The organism is Halalkalibacter sp. HAAS-P014 (assembly GCF_056619965.1).
In genome coordinates this window covers 101,964-121,492 of record NZ_JBWQTV010000011.1, presented here as the reverse complement: position 1 = coordinate 121,492, position 19,529 = coordinate 101,964, and the positions used below count along the sequence as shown (strand labels likewise).

Genomic DNA, 19,529 nt, shown 5'->3' with positions numbered 1-19,529 from the left:
TTGAAAGCCTGGTAGATTAAGAGAATGGGGGAGAAGGAATGAAAAAAACTTTATTAATGGTCTTGTTTTCTCTATTAGTGATGATCACGATGATCGGGTGTTCAGATGAAACAACTCAGTCAAATGAAAGTGAAACTGAGGCAAGCCAAAATGATGAAGACCAAAGTACAGAAACGGCTGATAACACGGATGCAAGTGAAGGAATCACGCTAGATGGGGATGTTGAATTTATTGTCCCTGCAAGTGCCGGTGGGGGAAGTGATATTAACGTTAGGATGCTTGCTGAAGTAATTAGAGAAAACGGAATTATCGATGCCAATGTCGTAGTAGAAAACAAGCCTGGGGGAAGTACGGCAATTGCCAACTCATATACTTATAACAGAAAGGGTTTTAATAATACCATCCTGAGCTGGAATTCAAGTCAGCTAATCAGCCCTATTATAAATGATAACGATGTAACAATTGAAGATTTAACACCTTTAGGGACCCTTACGATTGATAGTTATTTGTTTGTTGTGAATGGAGATAGTCAATTCGAAACATTTGAAGAGATAGTCAGTGAGGCTACGGAGAATCCTGATACTATTTCAATTGGTGGAACGGGTACGGGAACAGAGTTACACATCTTAAGCCATTTAATCAATAGATATACAGAGGCGCAATTTAGTTACGTTCCTTTTGATAGTGGAGGAGAAACGATCTCAGCACTTTTAGGAGGACATATTGATGTCATTTTATCGAACCCGAACGAAGTTGCATCACAAGTTGAAGCCGAAGGTGTTCGTGCATTGGCTACTTCTAGTGAAGAGCGCTTAAGCGGTTTGTTCAGTGATGTCCCTACATTTGAAGAGCTAGGATATGGGGACATTCAACTTGCCTCTTTCCGCGGATATGTAGGTCCACCGGAGATGTCTGATGAAGAAATTGCATATTGGGAGGATGTATTAAAACAAGTTCATGAATCCGAAATGTGGCAAACTGACTACATTGAAAGATATCAATTAAATCCTCAATTTTTGAATGCAGAAGAAAGCAAAGAGTTTTACCACGAAGTTCTTGAACTCTATTTACAAGCATCAGAAGAAATGGGACTGCTAGATTAATTATTACAAAGGCCTATCTCATAGCAAAGGTCTGACCCCAAGTTCAGTTTGGGGTCAGACCCCTATTGAGACAGAACCTTAATACTAACAATTACTTAAGGGAGGAACGCAAATGACAAGAGGAATTTCACTGGTTCTTTTCTTAGTTTCACTCTTTTGGATACAACAAGGGATCTTTCGCTACACCTTCTGGGAAAATAATATGCCTGGAGGTGGCTTTATTCCTGTGCTAGCTTCACTTTTATTAGCCGTTTGCAGTTGTTATATATTTATAAAAAATCCTCGGCCGGCTTTTTCTTTTAAGAAGAAACATCTTTACCCGGTTGTAGGTAGCTTACTATTGATAGGGTCTATCTATCTTATAGGAATGATCCTATCCATTTTAATTTTTGTGTTCATTTGGTTAAAGGTAATAGAGAAATATCGGTTTTCTAGAGCTGCTATTTACGGGGTTGCGACAACCTTTGTCATTTATTTTGTCTTCAAGGTTTCTCTCAATGTTCGTCTACCAGAAGGATTAATAGGAATATAAATGAAAGGATGAGAAAATGGATACCATACAACTGCTCCTAACTGGCTTTGGAGAAGCGATAACAATACAGAACATGTTTGCCGCGCTAATCGGTGCAGTTCTAGGTATCATAGTAGGTGCGATACCTGGTTTAGGCTCTGCTTTAGGAGTTGCTTTACTGCTGCCATTGACTTTTGGGATGGACCCGATTACAGGTATTATTATGCTGGCTGCAGTTTACTACGGTTGTTTATATGGGGGTGCCTATAGTGCGATTTTAATCAATATTCCTGGTGATGCTCCGGCAATTACGACTGCGTTAGATGGGTACCCGTTATCAAAAAAAGGGCGATCAGGAAAAGCTTTATTTATTGCAAATATTTCTTCGTTTATTGGGGGAACGATTGGAATCATTGCTTTAACGTTCCTTGGACCTAAATTGGCAGAGATCGGCTTAGCTTTTGGACCTGCAGAGGTGGCATTGCTTATTTTGTTAGCCTTATGTTCGGTTGGTTGGCTGCTTGGAGAAAATCCTGCAAAGGGGATTGCTGCAACGGTGTTTGGCGTTGTATTAGCGACTGTTGGTGTGGACATTATTTCTGGGCAGGCACGGTTTACTTTCGGGTCAGATAATTTACTTAGTGGCCTATCGCTTATTCCGATGATTATTGGAATGTTTGGCTTTAGCCAAGTTTTAGTCATGTGCGCTAATAAATTATATATCAAAGACGATAAAAAAATTACGTTAAAGGAAAGTGTTCCAACAAAGAAAGATGTAAGGAGAATATTTTTTCCTTCTCTTCGTTCAGGTGTCTTAGGGAATTTTCTAGGTGTTTTACCTGGTGCGGGAGCTACAACAGGGGGACTGCTTTCATATGTTCTAGAAAAAAGGATAGGAAAAAATAAAAAACAAATGGGTAAAGGGGCAATAGAAGGGGTTGCCGCTGCTGAATCAGGAAATAATGCAGCATCTGTTGGTGCATTTGTCCCATTATTATCATTAGGAATCCCTGGATCGGCAACAACAGCTATTCTTTTGGGAGGATTAATTATGTGGGGGTTAGACCCAGGTCCTCTTTTATTTCAAAACAATCCAGACTTTGTATGGGGTTTAATTTCATCTATGTATATCGGTAACATTATTAGTTTGTTAGCTGGTTTAGCGTTTCTGCCATTTCTTATGAAGGTCATTCGCATTCCTAATTCATTGATGATACCGATTATTACAGTAGTATGTATGGTAGGGGCTTATAGCGTGAATAACAATATCTTTGATGTCTGGGTAATGGTCATTGCTGGTGTGGTTGCTTTTGTCCTCCAATCTAATGATTATCCAATTGCCCCTTTATTATTAGCATTTGTACTCACTCCACGATTAGAGATGTCAGCTCGCCAAGCATTAAACATCTCTAATGGAAGCCTTGAAATATTTGTAAGCAGTGTCATTTCGGTTGTGATTTTGTCATTGATTACATTTTTTATTATCGCACCACCTGTTGCCAAGTTACTAATGAAAAGAAGGAAGAAAGATGAAAATCTGCCAATGTAATAAAAGGATAATTTTGTAAGCGCTTTAATAAAAGTTAATCACTAAAGACTTATTTCTTTATAGAGTATAGTTTTTTTGGTCTTCCCTTTTCAGAGTATTCTAAATCCAGTTCGATTTCATTATGCTGGATCATGTATTCGATATACTTTCTAACAGTAAGTGTAGAAATTTTCACTTGCTTACTTAACTCGTTAATCGTGTATGGCAACATCGTTTTCTTTAATTGATTTCTAATAACTTTCAACGTGACTGGATCGATCCCTTTTGGAAGATTCAGATCCGTATTCTCATCATCTTCCTGCAAAGAAAAATAAAGTTGATCAAGGTCTGACTGTTTAACTTTATTTGATGTATGAAAAACTGACTGTCTCTTTTCGTAAAACGAAAGCGAGCTTTTAAATCTGGCATAACCATAAGGTTTGAGGATGCAGTCGACTACACCTAGACGCATGGCTTCCTCAATGATTTCCGGTGCATCTGCAGCAGTGATTAGTATAACATCAATGCCAAGGTTATTAGCTCGCAACTTTCTTAGTAATTCAATCCCGTTAAAGCGGGGGAGGTAGACATCTAACAAAATAAGTTGGGGCTTCAATCGTTTAATTTGATCGAATGCCTCTTGCCCATTTTTTGATGTACCAATTAGCGAGAATGAAGGTAACTTATTGAGGTATTCGGCATTAATGTTAGCGACCATTGGATCATCTTCGACAATAAAAGTTGAAATCAATTGGTAACCCTCCCTATTTTTTTAGATTAGCAACTTTAGGAATTTGTATAGAAAATGATACACCTTCATCTTGTGACAAATGAATCGTTCCACCTAACAAATTCTCGGTATGATGTTTAACAAGGAATAACCCGTAACCTATTGTTCCTTTGGTAGAAAAGCCTTTGTTGAAAATTTCATTGAAGTTCGAATCGTTAATTCCGTCGCCGTTATCTTCAACTAGAATGGTTATTTTGTCTTTTTTATCTATAAGAGTAATCTGGATTTCCCCGGCCGTTTTTTCTTTTACAGCGTCAATCGCATTTTGCAGTAAATTTCCTATTATGAGAGCCACGCTGTCTACAGAGATATTGGCAGGAAGTGGCCCTAATTTACTTCCCGGTGTAAAAGTAATTTCTATATTTAATTCTACAGCTTGTTGAATTTTTCCTAGCAGGAGTCCTAATAATCTGGGCTCACGTACATTTTGAGTCAGAGAATCAAGAAGTTGTTGCTGCTGCAAACTTGTATTAGATATGTAATCAAGAACCTCATCGTAATGCTTTAGTTCAATCAACCCTGACAGCGTTTGCAATTTGTTGGCAAATTCATGAGTTTTAGCTCTTAGCCCATCTACATATTGGTTTACACCAGTAAGATCTTCTGCTAGATTTCGAACTTCTGATATATCGTAGAATGTAATAATGTAACCCCATGTTTTATTTTTTTCAGTAATAGGGCAATAGGTTGCTAAAATAGTAGTACCGTTAACAAATAATTCTATATTCGATTTCTTATAGGGGGATTCAACAACCTTACCAAGAGAAAAATCCTCCATCAGGTCATAGGCTTTATTTTCATTTAGGGTCTCGGGTAAATTTAGAATGTCTCTCGCTGCTTTGTTGATTAACGTAATGTTGTTATTGTGGTCTATAGCAATAATGCCTTCACTTAAAGATTCGAGCATTGCTTCTTTTTCTCTAAAAAGTTTGGCGATTTCTTCAGGTTCATGATCAAATAGGATTCTTTTAATTTGTTTTGCCAGTACGGTAGATGTAATAATTCCAAATAAAAGGGCGACCATCAGCCAAAATATAAGATTTTGTAAATTGTTCTGAACCAAATGGCTTATACTTTCTTGTGAGAAGCCAAGTGCAAGTACACCCAACTGTGTATTGGTTTCGGGATCAATAACTGGTACAAAAGTACGCAAAGTAGGGCCGGAAACCCCGTCTGCTGTTGAAATGTATGCTTCACCAGAGAAGGCTTTTTCAACATCATTTCCTGTGATATGCTGGCCGATTAAAGCAGGGTCTCGATGAGTATGACGAATGCCATCTTGGTCAACAAGGACTAGAAAAAAATCACCATCCATATCTTTTAAGTACTCTTCATAAATGAGTTGGAGTTCGCTGCTATTCTCACTTTCTGTTAAAGCTTCTCGAACAACAGATAACTTCGATAAAAAGGATGTCATCTCAAGGGCGTTTTCTCCCACTGTATGTTCAATCGATTTTGATAAAATGTTATAAAATGAGAATCCAGCTACAGCTAAAATGATTAGTATGACTGAAATAGAGTAAAACATAATCTTTACTTTAAGGGGGAGGTGTTTTGGCGTTTTTTTATACATATATTTTACCTCGTATCCTTTTAGACATATAAATCCACTTTATGATATCAGAATTTAATGAAAATAACAAAAATTTATTTGGGAGGTATTAAATTATAAGAGAATTTAAGCTATCTACCAGCCTATTTGGTCATAGATAGCTTCTTTGATGAATATAATTAGTAAGTGAATCCGTTATATACTAAAATTCCTCAGTAAGAAACCGTAGCAATGCTCTGACGGCGAAGGATTGGTAACTATCCTTTCTAGTAATGATTCCAAGTTCCCACATTGGAGGAGAGTGTAAAGGCGTCATATTAATGGCCTGTTTATCCATCTTTGCATAAATCGATTTTGGTAAAAGCGTGATACCTAATTGTTCATTGACGAGTTCAGCAATCAAATCCCATTGTGAGCTTTCGAAGGCAATGTTTGGGGTGAATTTTGCTTGTTGACAATGCTGAATAACAAGGTCATGTAATGCAAACTCCCGGTTAAAAAGAATAAAATTTTCCTCTTTCAAATCCTTGAGTTTTACCTCTTTACGCTCGGCTAGAGAATGTTTCGTGCTTGTATAAAGCATAAACTCTTCTTTGATAAAGGGAGATATATTGAATCTCTTATAATCAGTCGGTAATACGATAATTCCTACATCAACTTGTCCCTCTTCAACTAAATGCTCAATCCTTTTTGCACCGAGTTCAACTAATTTCAATGATACCAGAGGGTAAAGGGTTCGGAACTTTTTTGCAATCGATGGAAAAAACAGTGTTCCAATTAGAGGAGGTAAGCCTATCTTTATCTCTCCGGTTGGTAAATGCATTAGGTCGTCCAATAATATAGAAAGCTCGTCTGTTGCCCCTAAAATTTTAAGACCTTGTTTGTATACAAGTTCTCCTGCGTCCGTCAGTTTTAAACTCCGAGTAGAGCGCTCGAATAATTCTGCGTTTAATTCTTTTTCTAATTTTTTAATTGATTTGCTCAACGTCGGCTGGCTAATATACGTATTCGTTGCTGCTTTCGTGAAGCTTCCGTAATTTGCTACTTCGATAAAATACCGTAAATCTTTCATTTCCATTTAAATCACCCTTTATTCTGATATCGAATAAAATATATTTCTTTTATTCATTTTACTTATAAATGTTGCTGGTGTAAACTTTAATCAAGAGATGAAAATGAAAATTAAAAATATTCTAAAATAAAGGAGGGGCCAAATTGTTTATAAATGAAGTTGTTATTGTGAGCGCCGTCAGAACAGCGATTGGGAATTTTGGAGGTAGTTTAAAAAATGTTAGTGCTGTTCAATTAGGTGCCAATGTTTTAAAAGCAGTAATAGATAGGGCCGGAATGAATGTTAATCAGGTGGATGAAGTCATCATGGGTAATGTCCTTCAAGCTGGTCTTGGACAAAATCCTGCCAGACAAGCAGCCCTTCAAGCAGGGATGCCTGAGAATATTCCAGCTTTAACAATTAATAAAGTTTGTGGTTCTGGTTTAAAAGCCGTCCATTTAGCTACACAAGCAATCTTAACGGGAGATGCAGAAGTTGTTGTGGCAGGTGGTATGGAAAATATGAGCCAAGCGCCATACCTTTCAATGGGAGCAAGGGACGGTTTCCGGATGGGAGATCAGAAGTTTGTCGATAGTATGATTCATGATGGATTGTGGTGTGCATCTAATGATTATCATATGGGCATTACGGCAGAGAATGTTTGTGATCAATTTAAAATTACCAGAAAAGAACAAGATGAATTTGCTGCTTGGAGTCAGATGAAAGCTGAAAAAGCAATTGCAGATGGGGCATTCAAGGATGAAATCACACCTGTAGAAATACCACAACGTAAAGGGGATCCGATTGTATTTGATACAGATGAATATGTAAAGCCGGGAACCACAGCAGAGAAATTAAATAAATTACGTCCGGCTTTTAAAAAAGATGGAAGTGTAACAGCAGGGAATGCCTCAGGAATAAATGATGGTGCAGCAGCTGTACTTGTTATGAGTCGTAAAAAAGCAGAAGAGCTTGGGATAAAATCATTAGCAACGATTAAAGCGAATGCAAGTGCGGCGCTAGACCCAAGTATTATGGGAATCGGTCCAGTACCTGCAACGAAGAAAGCACTAAAAAAAGCAGGGCTTACTATTGAAGATTTACATTTAATTGAAGCGAATGAAGCATTTGCAGCACAGGCTTTAGCAGTTGGACAGGAACTTGCCTTACCAAAGGATATTTTGAATGTGAATGGGGGAGCAGTGGCATTGGGCCATCCGATTGGTGCAAGTGGGGCTAGAATTCTCGTTACCTTGCTTCATGAATTAAAACGACGTGACCAACAATATGGATTAGCAACTTTATGTATTGGTGGTGGTCAAGGCGTGGCTACCATTATTGAAAGAACATAAAAGAGAGGAGCATGACAATGAAAAAAATCTATAACAGTTTTGAAGATGCAGTTTTAGAAATAAAAGATGGAATGTCACTGATGGTTGGGGGATTCGGGTTAGTAGGAATTCCAGAAAATCTAATCAAAGCTTTAAGGGATAAGAATGTTCAAGATTTAACAGTTATTTCAAATAACTGCGGGGTTGATGATTGGGGTTTAGGTCTTCTATTAAAGAATAAGCAAATTAAAAAGATGATAGCTTCATATGTAGGTGAAAATAAGGAGTTTGAAAGACAGGTATTGAGTGGGGAATTAGAAGTTCAACTAGTACCTCAAGGGTCATTATCGGAGAAAATCCGTGCTGGGGGAGCAGGGATCCCTGCCTTTTATACACCGGCCGGGGTTGGTACACCGATTGCTGAAGGTAGAGAAACGCGAGTATTTAACGGAAAAGAATATTTATTAGAAGAAGCCTTTACTGCTGATATAAGTCTAATCAGAGCTTGGAAAGCTGATAAACATGGAAACTTAATTTATAGAAAAACAGCACAAAACTTTAATCCAATGATGGCAGCTGCCGGAAAAATTACGATTGCCGAAGTTGAAGAGATTGTTGAAAGTGGCGAATTAGATCCTGGTGAAATTCATACTCCGAGCATTTATGTACAAGGTCTTATTGTCGGAAAGCAAGAGAAACGTATCGAACGCTTAACTGTTCAAACGTCAAAACATTAATAGGAGGGAAAAAGATGGCTAATAACGTGCGTGTACAGATTGCCCAAAGAGCAGAAAAAGAAATTCAGGACGGGTTTTATGTAAATTTAGGAATTGGGATGCCAACGATGGTAGCAAATTATATCTCTGAAAACAAAAATGTTGTCTTACAATCAGAAAATGGTCTACTAGGTATCGGGCCTTATCCAGCTGAGGATGAAGTAGATCCGGATTTAATAAACGCTGGAAAAGAAACGGTAACAACGATAAAGGGAGCTAGTTTCTTTAGCAATGCAGAATCCTTTGCAATGATTAGAGGAGGTCATATTGATCTAGCAATTCTAGGTGGAATGGAAGTGGCTGAAAATGGTGACCTCGCTAATTGGATGATTCCAGGAAAGATGATTAAAGGCATGGGAGGTGCAATGGATTTAGTGCACGGAGCAAAGCGTGTCATAGTGATTATGGAACATGTAAATAAGCAAGGAAAACCTAAAATTTTAAAAGAGTGTTCACTTCCACTAACGGGTAAAAAGGTAGTAGATCGCATCATTACTGATAGAGCCGTTATTGATGTTACTGATGAAGGGCTGAAGCTGGTTGAGGTAATAAATGGATATACAGTGGAAGAGGTTGTGAATACGACAGAACCTAACCTGATCATTTCTAAAAGCCTAAATTCTTAAATAAAAACTAGATTCGTTAAGTGTAAGCCAAAGTATGCAGTAGCAAACAGGTGAATCTCTTCTTGAAGAGATTCACCTGTTTTTCTATTTAGGTTTTAATCTTTGATCAAGTTTTTCTTTTATAAAGGTGGTGTTAACAAGAATTGACACTGGTAGATATTTGTCGATTGATTAATTATTCTCATATAACTTTATTTTCAGATAAATATTGATTTAAAATTTTTTATATGATATATTTTGTCGAGACTTGTAAAAAAATAAGGGATTCGCAAAAATATAAAGGTTTTGTGGTATATTTTAAAAATTCAATATAGGTTTATCAAAGGTTATTTTGTGTTTGTTGTTAACAGTAGGAGGAAAAAGGAATATGACATCTAGAGGTTCATTCATTGTAGTAGGGTTTATGTTATTTGCATTATTTTTTGGAGCCGGGAATTTAATTTTTCCTGCAATGCTCGGTCAAATGGCTGGCGAGAATATTTCATTAGCAAATGCCGGATTCATTGTGACAGGAGTTGGATTGCCAATTCTTGCGATTTTAGCTTTGGCTTTCTCTGGTAAAAGTGATTTGCAATCACTAGCAAGTCGAGTGCATCCAATATACGGAATCGTCTTTACCATTGCTCTATATTTAGCAATAGGGCCACTGTTTGCGATACCGAGAACCAATACAGTTTCGTTCGAAATGGGGATAAGGCCGTTTTTAGGAGAACAGGAGAGCTTTTTGCCTTTGATGATTTTTACGGTCTTTTTCTTTGGAGTCACACTCATATTTTCTTTATTATCAAGTAAATTAGTTGATATTGTTGGAAAGGTCTTAACGCCATTATTGCTGATTTTTATCGGGATTTTAGTTGTTGTTGCATTTGTGAATCCAATGGGACAAGTTCAAGCACCGGCTGAGGCGTATATGACCAATAGCTTTTTTAAAGGATTCCAAGAGGGCTACTTAACAATGGATGTTCTAGCGGCATTTGTCTTTGGGATTATTATTATTAATATTCTGAAAGATAGAGGGGCAACAACTAAAAAGGAAATTATGATTACCACTTCTAAAGTTGCTGTGGTTGCTGGAATCTTGCTTGCTTTAATTTATACGTCTCTTTCATATATGGGAGCTACAAGCGTTACTGAGTTCGGGCACTTAGATAATGGAGGTGCGATCTTAGCTGCTGCATCACATTTTTATTTCGGACCATTTGGAAAAGTGTTGCTAGCTATAATCGTGATTGCTGCTTGTTTAACGACAAGCATTGGCCTAATCACATCATGCGCATCTTACTTTAATAAATTAATGCCAACAGTTTCTTATCAAAGATGGGTTATATTGTTTGTATTGTTCAGTGCAGTTATTTCGAACTTTGGGTTATCAACGTTAATTGCAATATCCGTTCCTGTATTATCAATGCTTTATCCATTAGCAATTTGTTTAATGGTTCTGACATTTTTACATCCACTTTTCAAAGGGAAAAAAGAAGTCTATCAAGCTAGTATACTATTTGTATTTATTGTCAGCATTTTTGAAGGATTAAATGCTACAGGAATTCAATTTGAGACATTTCATGAGTTATTTACTGCTTATCTTCCTTTGTATACTGTGGGGTTAGGGTGGATTGTGCCATCTGTTGTAGGTGGAGTCATTGGATACGTGATTAGTTCTGTAAGAAAAGGGAACATGGTTCATTCTCTAGCAGAGGGGAAAGAATAGATTTTTAGAAGCTATCTAACGACCATTGGTGTTAGATAGCTTTTTTAGTATCAATAATATAATAGAAGTTGTAGTTGTCCTATTTTCTCATTTAGGTAATAGAAGATTCATCAAGAGAAAAATATTCCATAAATTTCCTGGAAGTATGGGAGAGGTAACGTCCTTTTAACCAGATTAATGCAGGGGGTCTAGCCATAATGGTGGGGTTTTTAATCTCTTTAAATATTAGATCTGTGTTGGGTATTAAATTTATAGCTGACTTTGGAACTACAGCAATTCCAATATCATGATTGGCCCAAGTTAATAAAGTCATGATATCGCTACTTTCGCAAATGATTCTAGGTTCAAATCCAGTATTGAGACAGGCATTCTGAACCATGTCAACTATGTACATTTCATGGTTATACATTGAAGTTCCTTGTTGTCTTCGAAGCAACATTAATGGCTTTCCTTCTAATTCTGAAAGAGAAATATAGTCTTGGTTGTTTCCGAGATTCCAATTACGGCTCATAGCAACGACTATAGGTTCATCAGGTAAATTAATCATATTAAAAATCTTAGTATCAATTGGTACCCTAACTATTCCTAATTCAATAATTCTATTTTCAACCAACTCCATAATTCGGTTAGGATCGCCTTCCCACACTTGGAATTGAACATCGGGATAATGTTGTTGAAAATCATGAATTTTATTAGGTAAAAGTTTAGCTCCGAGTGAAGCTACTGTACCTATAGCTAATGTTCCTTTAGTCCCTTCAGAAAATTCTTTCACTTCGTCTAAGGTACCAGATAGTAATTCCATTATTTCTTTTGCTCGTTGATATAATAACTTTCCTTCTTCGGTAATGATTAATTTTCGGGTATGTCTCTCAAATAACGTTACACCTAATTCATTTTCGAGTAATTTCAGTTGCTGGCTTAATGGTGGTTGAGCAATATTTAATCGTTTGGCTGCTTGTGAAATTTTCCCTTCTTCAACAATAGTTATGAAGTATTTAAGGTGTCTAATTTCCATATTGCACATCCTTTTTTGATTAGGTTAATCTGGCTAAGACAAGGGTAATATGCTACTTGTTAAAGTTCTTTCAGTAAATTACTTTCAAGCATGGCAGTTTCTCTACGAATATATAGACATTATAATAAACCCCATTTAGTAAGTAAAGTATATTCAGAATTGTCGAAAATGTATGTGAGCACAAGGTTGACCAGGGTAATGCATTGTAAGAATAGTATCTTTTTTACCGAATAATAATAATATGACTTGTCTTCTATGTTCTATAAGTAAAATGATTAAAGGTAAGAAGCTGGGCCGAAAATGTTGTTATCCGTATCTTAAGTTTGCTTTCTAAACTATTCATATATTTTTCATATAAATGATGCATTGAATTTGTATTTTTCAGAAAATTGAGATTGTGGTAAGATTTCAAATATAAATACTATGAATATTTGAAAGGAGGCAATGGGATTAAGCCTTATGAGAGTTTTTTTATAATTTGATAACGCTTTCATTCTATTAGAGATTTGGCATTTTCAAAATTGAAATTATTGAGAACTAAACTAATTCAATCACGGAAGGGTGAAAATAATTTGAGAAAATTACTAACATCTCCATTACTAATTCTTTTAGTAAGTTTATTGGCATTAGTCGGCTGTAATCAAAGTACATCTGGAACGACAGAAGGGCAACAGCCTCAAGAAACTGGAGAGGAAGTTGATTTTCCTAAAAAACCTATTAATTGGACCGTACCATTTGGCCCTGGTTCTGTAACAGATTTGAGTACTAGACTAATAGCTGAAGAAATGTCTAAAAAATTGGGGGTGCCTATTGTAATTGATAACTTACCAGGAGGAGGAACGGTTCCTGGGCACGTAAAAGTTGCGCAAGCTGACCCGGATGGTTATACAGTTGGTACAGGAGCTTTGGCTGTAGAGATTACATTAGCTCAAACCGAAGCGGCCATTTCAGGTTTAGAAGACTTAGATGTCCTTGCTCAAATGGGGGAGTATATTAATGCAATCAGTGTAAGTGCAGATAGCGAATGGGAAACGTTAGAAGACTTAGGCGAATGGGGAGAAGCGAATCCAGGTGAACTAGTAGTTGCGCCATCAGGAACAGGTAGTATCACACACCTTTGGTGGGAATTGGTAGCAGACCATTATGGTATTGAAGATGTCGGATTATTAAGTGCTACTGGTGGTAACGATGCTATGTTGCGCCTTTTAGCTGGTGATGCCGATGTAGTAGTGACACCGTTAAATGATGCCAGGGAGCATGAAGAAGCAGGGACAGTGCGGGTTCTGTCTCTTACGACCTCAGAAGAAGTTGACCATTTAGATAATCTTCCAATACTATCTGATTTTGGGATAGATAATCCTCTAATTCATAATTATTTATTTATCGCTCCATCAGGTCTTCCGGATGAAGTGCGTGAGATATTAATGTCAACTCTTGAAGAGGTATTAACAGATCCAAATGTAGTTAACAAGATAGAGGAACTAATGTTAAGCAATGTTTTCTTAAAAGACGAAGAACTTGAGTATCAACATAAAGTAGGTAAAGAAGTAATTACAAACATTATGGAAGACAGAACTGAATAGGTGCTTAGAATTTAAACTTATTTTAGGCGCTCTCATATGGGAGCGTCTGTAATTTGTTTTTTTAATTAATTATGGATAGTTATTAAATATTTAATAAAGATAAAGAGATTGCAGGCGATAGGAGGATTTACTAATTGAGAATCTTATGATTGAAGGGGGAGAAAAATGGTCGATTTACTAGTCAGTTCATTACTCTCATTGTTTGATTGGGCACATTTATTGGCCCTTGTTGCCGGAGTAACAATCGGCATGTTTTTAGGTTCTATTCCGGGGTTGTCAGGAACACTCGGTTTAGCCTTAATGGTTCCGTTTACTTATAATATGCCTCTTACAGTTGCAATTGTTTTGCTAACAGCTACTTATAAAGCTAGTACATTCTCTGGAAGTTTAGGCTCAATCATGTTAGGGACACCGGGTACTCCGGCCGCTGCTGCTACCTTGTTTGATGGCTATAAGTTGTTTAAAAAAGGTAAGGGTGGAAAGGCAGTGCAAATGTCCATATATTCAAGTGCTACAGCAGATCTATTAACAGATATCTTATTGTTAATAGCCGTTGCTCCAATGGCGCTACTGGCGTTAATGTTTGGCCCACCAGAATTTTTAATTCTTGTTGCTTTAGCATTAATATCAGTGGCAAGTATTTCAGAAAGTAAAAGGGGTAGCTTAATTAAGAATATTATAAGTGGGTTAATTGGACTATTTATCGCGATGATAGGGATGGAGACTTTGACCGGTTCGCCACGATATACTTTTGGAAGTACCGGACTATTAAACGGAATTGATATTATGATTGCAGTGTTAGGTTTACTATGCCTTCCTGAGGTCTTTATGCAAATAACGAAAAAAATTAAAGGGAGTAAACCAGTTAAGGTGAAGCAAGTAGGGAACAAGGAAGAAAGATTAACACTTGTTGAATATATGAAAGCTCTGCCTGCAATTTTAAGAGGAACAATCATAGGTGCAATTATTGGGATTTTACCTGGAGCAGGACCTTCCATGGGGGCATTTATGAATTACCAATTGGAACATTCCCGTTCAAGAAGCAGGAAGGATAAAGTGAAAGTAGGAGATGGTTCTTTACAAGGAGTTGCAGCTGCGGAATCAGGTAATTCATCAGTTGGTGGTGCGAACTTAATACCAATGTTTTCATTCGGAATTCCTGGGGATGCAGCCGCAGCTATTTTAATTGGGGCTTTTGTTATACATGGAGTAACACCGGGACCGATGATTATGGAGCGCTCACCTGGCATCGTTTATACGGCTATAATCGGTTTGATTCTTGCAAACCTTATATTAATTCCTTTAGCGTTAATTTATAGTAAAATGTTTAAATCGATTGTTACAAAAGTGGATTCATCCATTATCTATCCAATTATTTTAGTGATTTGTTTAGCAGCTGCTTATACAGTTCGCCAGTCAATGTTAGACCTAGTTATCATTGTCGTATTAGGTTTATTAGGTATATTGATAATAAAAGCTGGATTCTCCAGAGTAGCTATTATTATTGGGCTAATATTAGGTGGGCTTACCGAGCAGTCATTCGGTCAATCGCTAATGATTGGGCAAGGTTCATTAATGGTTGTATTTGAAAGACCGATCTCGGTAGTATTGCTTTCAATAATTATACTGTTTCTACTATGGTCTTTGGTATCTAAAGCTATCAAGGCTCGTAAAAGACGGATTAAAAAGGCGGGTGAGATGGAGCTATGAGGGATGTCGTTGCATATACAATTATGGCAATATTGGCTGTTATTTTCATTTTAGTAACTCCTCATCAAACATTAGCCATGAAAGCTCAGTTTGGGATAACGCCTAGTACATTTCCTTACCTTGTATTATGGTCTATATTTGGTTTGTCCATGATAGGGCTTTTATTAAGTATTACTCGTATCATTACAGCTAAAAAGCAACAAAACAAGGTGGATAATGTAGAAGAGGATGAAAAAGATGAGAGTCATATAAACTTTAGCAAACTATTACTTTTATTTGCTATTTCAATGTTATCACTTTATTTTATTAATTGGATTGGCTTTTATCTATCAGTAGGTATATTGCTAATTATTGTATTTAATTTATCTGGAGTAAAGAAATGGAGTAAAAATATAGTTTTTTCAGTCATCACAATGGGAGTAATTTGGATGTTTTTTGAAAAGGTAATGAACATTTATCTTCCAAGTGGAATGTTGTTCTAGACGGGGTTAAGCTGATAATTAAATGACTTATCGATTAAGGTTCTTTTAATGCCTAGCTTATCTTGTTGTATTAATTCAAGAGATCAATCCTCTCTTAATAAAAAGGAGAATAATCATGTCGATTTTAGTAACAGGAGGAACCGGAGTAATTGGTTCTCATGTCCTTAGGGAACTAGTCAATTTAGGTGAACGTCCGGTTGCTTTAACGAATGTAGTTGATGTTTCATTGATTAGAGATATTGAAGATAAGGTGGATCTTGTAAAAGGTGACATATTAGACTTAGAGCAGCTTTATCCTATCTTTAAAGAATATAAGATTCGCGCGGTTGTACATTTAGCAGCTTTAATGTCGAGAGCTTGCCAAGCGAATCCCCCGTTGGCAGTTGAAGTGAATGTGAAAGGAACTTTGAATCTTTTGGAAGTATCGAGATATTATCGAATAAATCGGTTTGTTTATTCTTGTTCTAAGGGTATTTATGGGAAGATAGACTCTCTCTCAAGTGACAGAAGAATTTCAGAAGCTGACCCAGTTTGTCCGATATCTGTATATGATACTACAAAATACACTGGTGAATTATTAGGAAAGAATTATGAAAGGAAATACGGTATTCAATTTTTATCATTACGTTTTGGATCAATATATGGGCCGGGTAAACTTATAAGACATGGGCCAATGGCTGTAACGAGCAGTTTAATTGAAAATGCGATGTGTCAAACGCCAACTACAGTTACACAGTCTTCTGAAAAAGTTGATGATATGGTTTACGTTAAGGATGCTGCTCAAGGTATTATTTGCGCTTTGTTTGCTAAGAACCCAGTTTCCCGGGTATATAATATCGGGACAGGAACAGGCGTCACATTAAAAGAGTTTTCAGAAGTTGTGAAAAGTTATTATCCGGACACAGAAATAAACTTTGTCACTATTGAAAAAAGTACTCCTTCTTATGATTATGTATTTAATATTGAGTTGGCTGAAAAGGAACTTAAGTATAAACCGAGATACGATTTAAAACAGGGAATAGCAGATTATTTGTATGTAATGAGGCATTTAAATATTGACCCAACATCTACGAACTAGCTATGAAAGTTGCATATCCGAAGTTGATATTGGGAGGATCCTCCTGACCAACTGTATTTATATGTTCGTCCCTCCAAAGTGTTTTGTTGGAGGGCTTTTTATCCGTTGATAAAAAGGTAACAGGGGGAATATTTATATTTAAAACATATAAATAACTAACGAAATATATATTTTATAAATAAACAGATTATTGTTAAAATTTAAATAGAACATAATTAAAGGAGAGAGTGCTATGAGCAAAGGACAACAAATGAACACGAGTCTAAAAGGGAAACCTAATTTTACCAGTCCACCACTTATCGAAAAACAAAAACCTCGCTGCCCTCCAATGGTAGATATAAAAAGTGCCGATGAATTAGTACCATATTTAGATGCTGTTGCAAAACGTCCATATAACCACGGTTTACATGCGGGATGGGATTTACAACCAGGTGAGCGCGTCATTCTTCGCGTAGACAACTGGCATGATCCTTTGGTTATCGAAGCATGTAAGAAAGTTCTTGAGAAATATGAGACAAAATATGAAATCAAATATGTCGATAAAGGACCGATTGTCACATGGAAAGGGCATAATGAAGTAGAGTATTACTTAGCTCGTACAAAAGAACTTGCTGAGTGGATGGACGAATGGGAAGAAATGGAAAAAGAAGGGAAGTACGATAAAATCCTTCAGGGTTATGGTGGTCCGGTACTAAGAGCAGAAAATATAAAAATTCAACGGATGCCCTTCATCACACCTGAGCTTACAGCAACACCTGCTCATACGATTGCCTATGAGATTATTGAAGCAATAGATAACTGGACATGGGATAAGATCAGAAACTCTCGTAGAGTTCATATTACAGATCCAGAAGGTACGGATTTAAGTTATACCAATTTTGATGAGTATTGGGATGAAAACCGAGAATTTTTCAATCCAGAGTTAGTGAAGAGATTCTGGGGTGGAAATGAAGAGTTTGGAAAAACGAACTTACCTGGACACGTATTGGGAAGACCTTGGTTATACATCCCTAAAGAGGATGCAACTGGTTATATCGCTGGAACAAACAACCACATCGGACCTGTGCCTTGGATTGGCATGTCAGTTGAAAACGGAAAGATTACTGAGATCCATGAGGGTGGAGAGTTCGGGGATAAACTTCGTAAGGTGAAAGCGGAAACAGATCACCTGCAATATCCTGGATTCCCTGATAAAGGATTGTTCCGTTGGTGGGAAGCATCGATTGGTACGAATCCTCATATTCACCGTCCAAGAAAAGATTTCTTAAAAGGATGGTTGAATTGTCTATATGAGCGTATGCGAAGTGGTGTAATTCATATCGGGTTTGGAACGATTATCTCAAGTTCGGCTGAACGTGAGGCTGCCAACATGGGCTTACCTGTAGGACATTGGCATGTGCATCTTTATTTTCCAACGGTGACTTTGGAAATGCTTGATGGAAGTACAGAAACACTGATAAAAGACGGACATTTACTGGCATTGGATGATCCTAAGATTCGCAAAATTGCTGAAAAATTCGGAGATCCGGATCTATTATTAGGGGAGTCTTGGATTCCGGCTGTACCAGGCTTAAACATGACTGGTGACTATTGGAAGAACTATGCGGAAGATCCTGAAAAATGGGTACTTACGGAACTAAACATTTGTGAAAACTATCATCCTATGTTTATGACAATGGTAGGTGCAGATCCGAAGTATTGTAATAACCCACTTTGGAAAGTACCAAATACAAATGATTCTTGTTCTTGTGGAGGGCATCACGATTAAGAAGATAGTTCTCTAATAGTTAGTTTATTAAAGGGATGATAGGAAAGCGCTTGCAAGCATTTTTAGTAATACTGAAAACAAAAATTAAGATGGTAGTCTAAGTGCTTTCTATCATCCTTTATTTTCAAGGTTGTTTAGGAAAAGTGTAAAGAAGTAAAAGGGGAATTCTATTTGGTATGAGGGGACTAAGAATATTTAGTAGGAAATGAGATTAAAGAGGGGGCGATAATAATGTACATAATCATACAAATGGTTATTTTTGCAATTATTTTCTTTTTAACGATTAGAACATTCCAGTTAACTTTTCCAATAAGAAAGAAATTATCCTGTAAAACCGGTATGATGGCGGCGATGACAATTGGCTCGATGTCAGGTTTATTAGCAGGTACCATTCTTGCACTAAACCAAAATTACACTATTAATACTATCCTTTCAATAATTATTGGTATTGCTACTGGTGTGATTATTGGACTACTTTTTAATAAGATGACTATACTTGAAGGGTTAATGGGAGGTGTAATGGGGGGATTGATGGGAGCGATGCTTGGAGAGATGCTACCTGTTAACTCAATATTTATTGTAAGTTCTTTCCTTACAGTGATTGCATTCCTTTCACTCTTTTTCCTCATTAAAATAATCAGAGAGGAAGCAGGGATAATAAAATCTCGTGAACCTAGTGGGAATCAAATTAAACATGCCTCCATCCTTATTACATGTGCCACTGTTGGTATGTTTATGATTGTAATGGCAGGGGCATTTTACGGTAATAATACTATTAATATAGATCATTCCGATCATCATAGCCATATCGGTCATCATATCTCAAATTAAATACTTTCATTTCACTTAAATAAAAATTGAGTAATCAAGCATTGTTATTAGAAATTTGTTTTACTTTTTTAAGAAAATACCGGTGA

General features: G+C 36.8%; 17 protein-coding genes. 13 read left to right on the top strand and 4 right to left on the bottom strand.

What is annotated here, in order from left to right; genetic code table 11:
• Window positions 1-38 precede the first annotated feature (38 nt).
• The 3 genes from AC1FXZ_RS09220 (at window position 39) to AC1FXZ_RS09210 (ending at window position 3,163) form a co-directional block, all read left to right on the top strand.
• Window positions 39-1,103: a tripartite tricarboxylate transporter substrate binding protein gene (locus AC1FXZ_RS09220; protein ID WP_480052803.1), complete on the top strand. Its 1,065-nt coding sequence runs from the start codon at window positions 39-41 to the stop codon at window positions 1,101-1,103.
• Window positions 1,104-1,215: 112 nt separating this feature from the next.
• Window positions 1,216-1,635: a tripartite tricarboxylate transporter TctB family protein gene (locus AC1FXZ_RS09215; RefSeq protein WP_480052801.1), complete on the top strand. Its 420-nt coding sequence runs from the start codon at window positions 1,216-1,218 to the stop codon at window positions 1,633-1,635.
• 16 nt (window positions 1,636-1,651) lie between these two features.
• Window positions 1,652-3,163 (top strand): tripartite tricarboxylate transporter permease, encoded by a 1,512-nt coding sequence (locus AC1FXZ_RS09210; protein WP_480052799.1) that lies wholly within the window; start codon window positions 1,652-1,654, stop codon window positions 3,161-3,163.
• Window positions 3,164-3,212: 49 nt separating this feature from the next.
• Here the strand turns inward: AC1FXZ_RS09210 and AC1FXZ_RS09205 are convergent, their stop codons facing one another.
• From AC1FXZ_RS09205 to AC1FXZ_RS09195, 3 genes are all read right to left on the bottom strand, one after another.
• Entirely contained in the window at window positions 3,213-3,893 is a 681-nt protein-coding gene (locus AC1FXZ_RS09205; protein ID WP_480052797.1) for a response regulator, read from the bottom strand.
• A gap of 13 nt (window positions 3,894-3,906) precedes the next feature.
• Complete coding sequence (locus AC1FXZ_RS09200) at window positions 3,907-5,505, bottom strand: ATP-binding protein (protein ID WP_480052795.1); 1,599 nt, start codon at window positions 5,503-5,505, stop codon at window positions 3,907-3,909.
• Window positions 5,506-5,686: 181 nt separating this feature from the next.
• A complete protein-coding gene (locus AC1FXZ_RS09195) occupies window positions 5,687-6,562 on the bottom strand; it encodes a LysR family transcriptional regulator (RefSeq protein WP_480052793.1) in 876 nt (291 codons plus the stop codon).
• Between the two features lie 137 nt (window positions 6,563-6,699).
• On the opposite strand from AC1FXZ_RS09195, the gene AC1FXZ_RS09190 reads away from it, so the two are divergent.
• The 4 genes from AC1FXZ_RS09190 (at window position 6,700) to brnQ (ending at window position 10,976) form a co-directional block, all read left to right on the top strand.
• On the top strand, window positions 6,700-7,887 hold the full coding sequence (locus AC1FXZ_RS09190; RefSeq protein ID WP_480052791.1) for an acetyl-CoA C-acetyltransferase: 1,188 nt from the start codon (window positions 6,700-6,702) through the stop codon (window positions 7,885-7,887).
• Between the two features lie 17 nt (window positions 7,888-7,904).
• Window positions 7,905-8,603, top strand: a complete 699-nt coding sequence (locus tag AC1FXZ_RS09185) for a CoA transferase subunit A (protein ID WP_480052789.1) — start codon at window positions 7,905-7,907, stop codon at window positions 8,601-8,603.
• Window positions 8,604-8,617: 14 nt separating this feature from the next.
• Entirely contained in the window at window positions 8,618-9,268 is a 651-nt protein-coding gene (locus tag AC1FXZ_RS09180; protein WP_480052787.1) for a CoA transferase subunit B, read from the top strand.
• A gap of 367 nt (window positions 9,269-9,635) precedes the next feature.
• Window positions 9,636-10,976, top strand: a complete 1,341-nt coding sequence (gene brnQ / locus AC1FXZ_RS09175) for a branched-chain amino acid transport system II carrier protein (RefSeq protein ID WP_480052785.1) — start codon at window positions 9,636-9,638, stop codon at window positions 10,974-10,976.
• A gap of 91 nt (window positions 10,977-11,067) precedes the next feature.
• Here the strand turns inward: brnQ and AC1FXZ_RS09170 are convergent, their stop codons facing one another.
• Window positions 11,068-11,991, bottom strand: coding sequence for a LysR family transcriptional regulator (locus AC1FXZ_RS09170; RefSeq protein WP_480052783.1), 924 nt, complete (start codon window positions 11,989-11,991; stop codon window positions 11,068-11,070).
• Window positions 11,992-12,563: 572 nt separating this feature from the next.
• Between AC1FXZ_RS09170 and AC1FXZ_RS09165 the strand changes: the two genes are divergently transcribed.
• The 6 genes from AC1FXZ_RS09165 (at window position 12,564) to AC1FXZ_RS09140 (ending at window position 19,443) form a co-directional block, all read left to right on the top strand.
• Window positions 12,564-13,574 carry a tripartite tricarboxylate transporter substrate binding protein gene (locus tag AC1FXZ_RS09165; RefSeq protein ID WP_480052781.1) on the top strand — a complete coding sequence of 337 codons (1,011 nt, stop codon included), beginning with the start codon at window positions 12,564-12,566 and terminating at the stop codon, window positions 13,572-13,574.
• Window positions 13,575-13,739: 165 nt separating this feature from the next.
• Window positions 13,740-15,284, top strand: a complete 1,545-nt coding sequence (locus AC1FXZ_RS09160; protein WP_480052779.1) for a tripartite tricarboxylate transporter permease — start codon at window positions 13,740-13,742, stop codon at window positions 15,282-15,284.
• Complete coding sequence (locus tag AC1FXZ_RS09155) at window positions 15,281-15,766, top strand: tripartite tricarboxylate transporter TctB family protein (protein WP_480052777.1); 486 nt, start codon at window positions 15,281-15,283, stop codon at window positions 15,764-15,766. The genes AC1FXZ_RS09160 and AC1FXZ_RS09155 overlap by 4 nt, the downstream gene beginning before the upstream one ends.
• 115 nt (window positions 15,767-15,881) lie before the next feature.
• Complete coding sequence (locus AC1FXZ_RS09150) at window positions 15,882-16,844, top strand: NAD-dependent epimerase/dehydratase family protein (RefSeq protein WP_480052775.1); 963 nt, start codon at window positions 15,882-15,884, stop codon at window positions 16,842-16,844.
• 232 nt (window positions 16,845-17,076) lie between these two features.
• Entirely contained in the window at window positions 17,077-18,612 is a 1,536-nt protein-coding gene (locus AC1FXZ_RS09145; protein ID WP_480052773.1) for a M29 family metallopeptidase, read from the top strand.
• A 231-nt stretch (window positions 18,613-18,843) separates the two neighbouring features.
• Window positions 18,844-19,443 carry a hypothetical protein gene (locus AC1FXZ_RS09140; RefSeq protein ID WP_480052771.1) on the top strand — a complete coding sequence of 200 codons (600 nt, stop codon included), beginning with the start codon at window positions 18,844-18,846 and terminating at the stop codon, window positions 19,441-19,443.
• The last annotated feature ends 86 nt before the right edge of the window (window positions 19,444-19,529 follow it).

What these genes read in the sequence shown, in the direction of transcription:
- AC1FXZ_RS09160 (WP_480052779.1), top strand. Translation starts at nt 13,740, where the DNA reads ATGGTCGATTTACTAGTCAGTTCATTACTCTCATTGTTTGATTGGGCA.
- brnQ (WP_480052785.1), top strand. Translation starts at nt 9,636, where the DNA reads ATGACATCTAGAGGTTCATTCATTGTAGTAGGGTTTATGTTATTTGCA.
- AC1FXZ_RS09145 (WP_480052773.1), top strand. Translation starts at nt 17,077, where the DNA reads ATGAGCAAAGGACAACAAATGAACACGAGTCTAAAAGGGAAACCTAAT.
- AC1FXZ_RS09170 (WP_480052783.1), bottom strand. Translation starts at nt 11,991, where the DNA reads ATGGAAATTAGACACCTTAAATACTTCATAACTATTGTTGAAGAAGGG.
- AC1FXZ_RS09150 (WP_480052775.1), top strand. Translation starts at nt 15,882, where the DNA reads ATGTCGATTTTAGTAACAGGAGGAACCGGAGTAATTGGTTCTCATGTC.
- AC1FXZ_RS09155 (WP_480052777.1), top strand. Translation starts at nt 15,281, where the DNA reads ATGAGGGATGTCGTTGCATATACAATTATGGCAATATTGGCTGTTATT.
- AC1FXZ_RS09185 (WP_480052789.1), top strand. Translation starts at nt 7,905, where the DNA reads ATGAAAAAAATCTATAACAGTTTTGAAGATGCAGTTTTAGAAATAAAA.
- AC1FXZ_RS09220 (WP_480052803.1), top strand. Translation starts at nt 39, where the DNA reads ATGAAAAAAACTTTATTAATGGTCTTGTTTTCTCTATTAGTGATGATC.
- AC1FXZ_RS09195 (WP_480052793.1), bottom strand. Translation starts at nt 6,562, where the DNA reads ATGGAAATGAAAGATTTACGGTATTTTATCGAAGTAGCAAATTACGGA.
- AC1FXZ_RS09210 (WP_480052799.1), top strand. Translation starts at nt 1,652, where the DNA reads ATGGATACCATACAACTGCTCCTAACTGGCTTTGGAGAAGCGATAACA.
- AC1FXZ_RS09200 (WP_480052795.1), bottom strand. Translation starts at nt 5,505, where the DNA reads ATGTATAAAAAAACGCCAAAACACCTCCCCCTTAAAGTAAAGATTATG.
- AC1FXZ_RS09215 (WP_480052801.1), top strand. Translation starts at nt 1,216, where the DNA reads ATGACAAGAGGAATTTCACTGGTTCTTTTCTTAGTTTCACTCTTTTGG.
- AC1FXZ_RS09140 (WP_480052771.1), top strand. Translation starts at nt 18,844, where the DNA reads ATGTACATAATCATACAAATGGTTATTTTTGCAATTATTTTCTTTTTA.
- AC1FXZ_RS09180 (WP_480052787.1), top strand. Translation starts at nt 8,618, where the DNA reads ATGGCTAATAACGTGCGTGTACAGATTGCCCAAAGAGCAGAAAAAGAA.